This window comes from Mycoplasma anseris ATCC 49234 (assembly GCF_000702805.1).
Lineage (GTDB): Bacteria > Bacillota_I > Bacilli_A > Mycoplasmatales > Metamycoplasmataceae > Metamycoplasma > Metamycoplasma anseris.
On record NZ_JNJX01000002.1, the window covers coordinates 66673 to 73880 of the forward strand.

General features: G+C 27.2%; 5 protein-coding genes. 3 read left to right on the forward strand and 2 right to left on the reverse strand.

The window, feature by feature from the left end; translation table 4 throughout:
- Nucleotides 1-19: 19 nt before the first annotated feature.
- Entirely contained in the window at nt 20-2518 is a 2499-nt protein-coding gene (lon, locus tag T401_RS0100885; RefSeq protein ID WP_033178611.1) for an endopeptidase La, read from the forward strand.
- Between the two features lie 45 nt (nt 2519-2563).
- Here lon and T401_RS0100890 read toward each other — a convergent pair whose 3' ends face one another.
- Nucleotides 2564-3610, reverse strand: a complete 1047-nt coding sequence (locus T401_RS0100890; RefSeq protein WP_274541126.1) for a Dam family site-specific DNA-(adenine-N6)-methyltransferase — start codon at nt 3608-3610, stop codon at nt 2564-2566.
- A gap of 63 nt (nt 3611-3673) precedes the next feature.
- Nucleotides 3674-4279: a ribonuclease HII gene (gene rnhB / locus T401_RS0100895; protein WP_033178612.1), complete on the reverse strand. Its 606-nt coding sequence runs from the start codon at nt 4277-4279 to the stop codon at nt 3674-3676.
- A gap of 64 nt (nt 4280-4343) precedes the next feature.
- On the opposite strand from rnhB, the gene leuS reads away from it, so the two are divergent.
- Entirely contained in the window at nt 4344-6758 is a 2415-nt protein-coding gene (gene leuS / locus T401_RS0100900; protein WP_033178613.1) for a leucine--tRNA ligase, read from the forward strand.
- Between the two features lie 124 nt (nt 6759-6882).
- Nucleotides 6883-7208 (forward strand): type I restriction-modification system subunit M N-terminal domain-containing protein (locus T401_RS06485; RefSeq protein ID WP_033178614.1); only part of this gene is annotated, 326 nt, incomplete at its 3' end.

The window sequence follows — 7208 nt, forward strand, 5'->3', positions numbered from 1 at the left end:
ATATTTAGAAAGGACCACTATGAAAAAAATCCCATTTTTACCAATAAAAAATCAAATTATTTTACCTGGTATGACAGATAATATTAAAATCGGTAAAGAGAATTCTTTAAAGATTTTAGATTTGGCTATTAAAAAATATGAAAATAATTTAATTTTGGGTGTTTATAAAAATAATGAAATAAATGAAGAATTTGAACGAAACACTATTTTTGATTTTGGATTTTTAACTGAAATTGAATCAATTAGCGAACAAGGAATTGTAAAAATTGTTAATGTTAATACCAAACATGTTGTTAGATTAAAACAAACTGATGAATTAGATGGACTAGAAAATGCTTCAATTGATTATGAAATTATTAAAGAAGATCAAGAAGAAAATATAGAAACTTTAAAGAAAATCTTTAGCAAAATCGAAGATGAGGCACAAAAATTCAATTTTGAAACTAAAAAATTACCTAAAGAAGAAAAACCAAAATACTTTGAAGGTTTAGTCGATCTTGTAAACAAAATTAAAGAAATAAGCTATAAAGAATTTTCAAAGTTCAAACAATGTGAAGAAGCTACTTGAAATTTATTACAAACATATAAACAACACATTGATTTAATTAAGGAAAAAGAGCTATTTTTATCTGGAAAATTAAGCACTAAATTATTCTACATTTTAAATCAATTCAAATTGGCTATCAACTATATCAAATTAGAAGATGACATTAATTATTCAATGCGTGGCGAATTAGAAGAACAACAACGTGATTTTATGCTACGTGAAAAAATGAATCAAATTAAGAAACTTTTAAATGATGAACCAAATGAAGCTAATTTAGAAAAAATTACAAATGATCCTAATTTAAAAGAACAATATCCAGATTATGTCTTAGAGGCAATTAAATTTGAACAATCAAGAATTGCATCAATGATGCCTTCTAGCCCTGAAGCTAACATTACCAAAACTTATTTAGATTTGGTTTGAAAATTACCTTGAAGAAAAGTAAGTAAAGAAATCATTGATATTAACAATGTAAGAAAAATCTTAGATTCACATCATTACGGTTTAGAAAAACCAAAAGAAAGAATCTTAGAATTTATTTCAGTTTTAACCCATACCCAAAATGCTAAAAAAGTATCAAAAGAAGTAAGTAATTATGTTCCTATTCCAGGACAAAAAGATTTATTTATTGATAAAAATCTATTCATTAATAAAGGTGGAGTTTTAAATAATGAATCAATAAATAATATTCCAATTTTAACTTTAATTGGGCCTCCAGGAACTGGTAAGACAACCTTGGCTAAATCAATTGCTGAAGCATTAGGAAGAAAATTTGTCAAAATTTCTTTAGGTGGGGTAAAAGATGAAAGCGAAATAAGAGGACATCGAAGAACATATGTCGGGGCAATGCCTGGAAAAATTATTGACGCAATTAAAAAAGCTGGCGTGTCTAACCCTGTGATTTTATTAGATGAAATTGATAAAATGTCTTCTGATTTTAGAGGAGATCCTACTTCAGCAATGCTTGAAGTGCTTGATCCTGAACAAAATGTTAACTTCCAAGATCACTATTTAGACTTAGAATACGATTTGTCAAAAGTATTATTTATTGCTACAGCCAACTATTATGATTCAATTCCTCCTGCTTTAATTGATAGAGTTGAATTATTAGAATTATCAACTTATACAACTTTTGAAAAAATTGCCATTGCTAAAAATTATTTATTACCAAAAATAACCAAACAAAATTACTTAAAACCTTCACAAATTCAGGTTAATGAAAAAGTTTTAGAATTTCTAATTAGATATTACACAAGAGAAAGTGGAGTGCGTGAACTTCAAAGAATCTTAGATAATATCGCTAGAAAAATTGTTGTAAGAATTTTAGATAAAGAAATTAATGAAGAATTTGTAGTAACTGAAGAAATTGCCAAAGACTTTTTAGGACCTTTAAAATTTGAAGATGATGAAAATGAAAATAAAGCTCAAATTGGGGTTGTAAATGGACTTGCTTACACAAGTTTTGGCGGTTCTACTTTAGCTATTGAAGTTACAACCTTCCCAGGTAAAGAAGGCCTAAAATTAACTGGTCAATTAAAAGATGTTATGAAAGAATCAGCTCAAATTGCTTTAGCTTATGTAAGAGCTAATGCTGAAAAATATGGGATCAATTTTGATTTTGATAACAATTCAATCCATATTCATGTTCCTGCTGGGGCAATTCCTAAAGATGGACCATCAGCTGGTGTTACTTTCACAACTTCAATTATTAGTGCTTTAAGCAAAAAACCTGTTCCAGCTAATGTGGGAATGACCGGAGAAATTACCTTAAGAGGAAAAGTATTGCCAATTGGAGGGTTAAAAGAAAAATCTTTAGCTGCAACTCAATTTGGAATTAGAAAAATATTCATTCCTTATGATAATCAAAAAAATCTAGATGATGTTCCAAAAGAAGTTAAAGAAGTAGTTAAATTCATTCCAGTTAAATACTATGATGAAATTTATAATGAATTATTTAAAGAAGAAAAATAATTAAAATACCCAGTTTTTTAAGCTGGGTATTTTTTTTTTTTTTTTTTAATAATTGCAAATAATTATTTCTTTTCCCTTGCGATTGATAGCATCAGAATTGATACTTCTTTTGGCCTCAACAACTTCAATTCTATAACCTTTATTATCATATAGACATCTTATTAATTCAGTATCGTGATTAGTTAACATACAATAACATCCACGTTTAGTTAATTTATCAAATAATTTAGCTAAACGAATGTGATCTTCTTTATTAAAACCTTCTTCAGTATAAGCATCAAAAGTTGTATCACTTAAAGGTGCATAAGGGCTGTCAAAGAAAATAAAATCACCTTTTTTAGCACCTTTACATGCTTTTTCAAAATCGGTATTTAAAATGGTAATTTCTTTTAAATATTTAGATAAATCATTAAATACTGCTTCATCAATAGTTATTTTAGTTTTGTTATTATAAGGGACATTGAATAAACCCTTAGAATTAACACGATAAAGACCATTAAAACAATGTTTATTCAAAAAGACAAATAAACAAGCTAATTCTAAATCATATTGGTTTTCTTGTAATTTTTGGTTATATCTATCTCTTGCTAAATAATAAAAATCCTTACCTTTTAAATTAATTTCTTCATATAAATTAGATAGTTTTTTAATAAATCCTTCAATATCATCTCTAATAAAGCAATAAGCATTCATTAATGGTTTATTAGCATCATTAATAATTGCCTTTTTTGGTCTTAAATTAAATAAAACTGCCCCACCACCAACAAAAGGTTCATAGTAATTTTTAAATTCTTTAGGTTGTAATTGCTTAATCTTTGTCAATAATTGTCTTTTTCCACCAACTCATTTAACAAATGGAGCCACTTTTAGAGCATTAAAATCTAATTTGGATTCATTAGCTAGCATAAAAACTTGTGAAGGTTTTATGTTTAAAGCGCTACATATTCTTAAAACGTTTAACATAGAAATATATTCATTTTTGCTTAATTTAGCAACACAGTTTTCGGAAATACCTGAAATTTTTATAAGATCTTTTTTCTTCATTTTTCTTCTTTTTAAAATCTCTCATAATGGTTTATATGATACATTCATTTTATCCTTCTTTCTTTAAATATTAGTATAACAAAAAATTGCGATACTGCAAGTTTTTGAATACTATTTCTTTCTTTTTTCAATGATTTCTTTAATGTTTTTATAACTTCTTCGATGAATGTCACAAATACCATATTTTAAACAGGCATTTTTATGCTCTTCGGTGAAATATCCCTTATTTTTATTAAATCGATATTGAGGATATTTTTTAGATATTTGAACCATATAGCGATCTCTTACAACTTTAGCTAATATTGAAGCAGCAGCTACATTAATACTTAATTGATCGCCTTTTATTAAATTTATTTGTTCAATATTATTAATATTAAGTTTTTCAAAGTCAGTAATAATTAATCGCGGTTTTTTCTGTAATTTCTTAATACATTGTTCCATAGCATATTGAGAAGCTCTTTTAGGATTTAATTCATCAACCATTTTAGAATCAACAAAAACAATTTGATATTCGATGGCTTTTTTGATAATAATTTCAAACAATTCTTCTCTTTGCTTTTCTGTTAATAACTTAGAATCATTAATATGATCATTTTCATAACCAACTGGTAAAATACAGCAAGCAGCTACTAAAGGACCAGCCGAAGGTCCTCTTCCTGCTTCATCGCAACCAGCAATCAATGTTTTAGGATAATCTTGTTCAATTCAATATCTCATATCTAATAATTATAAATAATTATTGCTATAGATAAGAGTTATTTTATTGTATAATAAATTAATTATGTATAATCACAAAAATATTGAACAAAAATGACAAAAACATTGAGAAAAACATCAAAGTTACAAAACCACTGAAAATAATAATAAAAAAGCCTATATTTTAGACATGTTTCCATATCCTTCAGGAGCAGGCTTACATGTTGGGCATCTTGAAGGATATACTGCCACTGATATTATGGCTAGATATAAAAGATTATCAGGGTTTGATGTTTTACATCCAATTGGTTGAGATGCTTTTGGTTTACCAGCAGAACAATATGCTTTAAAAACTGGAAATCATCCGGCACCTTTTACTTTAAAAAATATTGACAATTTTAGAAGACAATTAAAATCTCTTGGATTTTCTTATGATTATTTAAAAGAAGTTAATACTACTGATCCTAAATTTTATTTTTGAACTCAATGAATTTTTAAAGAGCTTTATAAGGCTGGATTAGCTTCAATTGAAGAAATTGATGTAAATTGATGTGAAGGGCTTGGTACTGTTTTGGCTAACGAAGAAATCATTGAAAAAGATGGTGTTAAAGTTTCTGAAAGAGGGAACTTTCCAGTTGTTAAAAAGCCAATGAAGCAATGAGTTTTAAAAATCACTGCTTATGCAGAAAAATTATTAGAAGGTTTAGAAGAAGTTGATTGACCAGAAAGTTTAAAACTATTACAAAAAAATTGAATTGGCAAATCAGAAGGTCATATTGTTAAATGAAATGTTGTTAATTCTAATAAGAAAATTGAAACGTTTACTACTCGTTTAGACACAATTTATGGAGTTAGTGCTTTAATTATTTCGCCTGAACACCCTTTAATTAACGAATTAACAACTAAAGAAAATAAAAATAATGTCAATGAATATATAGAAAAAACTAAATTAAAAAATGATTTAGAAAGAACTCAATTAGCAAAACAAAAATCTGGCATCTTTTTAGGTTCTTATGTTCAACATCCTTTATTAGATAAACAAATTCCTATTTGAACTGCTGATTATGTCTTGATGGGATATGGAACTGGTGCAATCATGACTGTTCCTGCTCATGATGAAAGAGATTATGAATTTGCTAAAACATTTAATTTAGAAATTATTTCTGTTTTAGAAAATGAAAATCAAGAATTACCTTTTGTTCATGATGGATTGCATATTAACAGTGAATTAATTAATGGTTTAAATAATCAAGAAGCAAACGCAAAATTAGAAGAAGTTTTAGGGCAAACCAAAACTGTTATTAAAAAAACTAGTTATAAATTAAGAGATTGAATTTTTTCAAGACAAAGATATTGAGGCGAACCTTTTCCAGTTTTATTTGATCAAAAAGGGGAAATTTATTTAGTTAAAGAGTTAGTAGAATTACCAAAAACTAACAACATTAAGGCATCTAATTCTACAGAAGGACCTTTAGCTAATATTGATGAATGAATGAATGTTGAAATTGATGGCAAACTATATCGTCATGATACCAATGTTATGCCTCAATGAGCAGGATCTAGTTGATATTATTTAGCTTATATCTTAAAAAATGATGACGGGACATATTGCCCTTTAAATAGTGAAGAAGCTAAAAAGAGATTTGAAGCCTGATTGCCAGTTGATTTATACATTGGTGGGCAAGAACATGCTGTTTTACACTTACTATATGCTCGTTTTTGACATCGCTTTTTATATGATTTAGGTGTTGTTAATACCAAAGAACCATTTTATAAATTAATTAATCAAGGTTTGATTTTAGGGCCAGATGGTCAAAAAATGTCTAAGTCATTAGGAAATGTTATTAATCCTGATGATTTAGTAGAATCACATGGAGCCGATAGCTTAAGAGTGTATGAAATGTTTATGGGACCCTTAACTGATTCTAAGGCTTGAAATACCGATTCATTAGATGGCATTAGAAGATGATTAGATAAAATCTATAATCAATTTGAATACTTCATGAATAATAATATTGATATTACCGAAACTAATGCTGAATTAGAAAGCAATATCAATGAATTAATAAAAAATGTCGAAGAAAATATTAATAAATTCAAGTTTAATATTGCAATTAGTAAAATGATGGTCTTTATTAATTATTTAGGATCATTAAAAACTATTCCTTCTACAAATGCTTTAAGAAAATTTGCTATTATTTTAAGCCCATTTGCTCCCCATTTGGCTGAAGAATTATTAATGATTATCAAAGAAGCTAGTTTAGATCATCAAGTTTGACCTTTTGTTGAAGAAGAAAAAATTATTGCTAAAAATCCTCAAATCGGAGTTCAAATCAACGGTAAAGTAAGAAGTCAAATTGAAATTCTTCCAGATTGAACTAAAGATGATGTTATTAATAATGCTTTAGCATTAGAACAAGTAAAAAAATGAACAGATGGCAAACAAATTGTTAAAACCATTTATGTTGAAAACAAGATTTTAAACATTATTGTTAAATAAGGACTAAGAACCAAAAATTGGTTCTTTTTCTTTAGTTTTTCTTTTATTATTCCCTTAAAACAATAATTTATCAATAACCTATTATAATTAATATATTAATAAACTAATAAATAAGGGAAATACTATGAATAAAGAAAGTAACCAAAGAGCAGAATTACATCGAAAAATCTGAGCAATTGCTGATGAAGTAAGAGGAGCAGTTGATGGCTGAGATTTTAAACAATATATTTTAGGTATCTTATTTTATCGTTATATTTCAGAAAACCTATGTCAATACTTTAATGAAGCAGAAAAGGAAGCTGGCAATGACAGTTTCGATTATGCTATTTATCCCGATGAAGATGCAATTAGAGATTTTAAAAATGAGGCAATTAAAATTAAAGGCTTTTTTATTTTGCCGAGCCAATTATTTCAAAACATAACAACTAATGCATTAACAAATGAAAATCT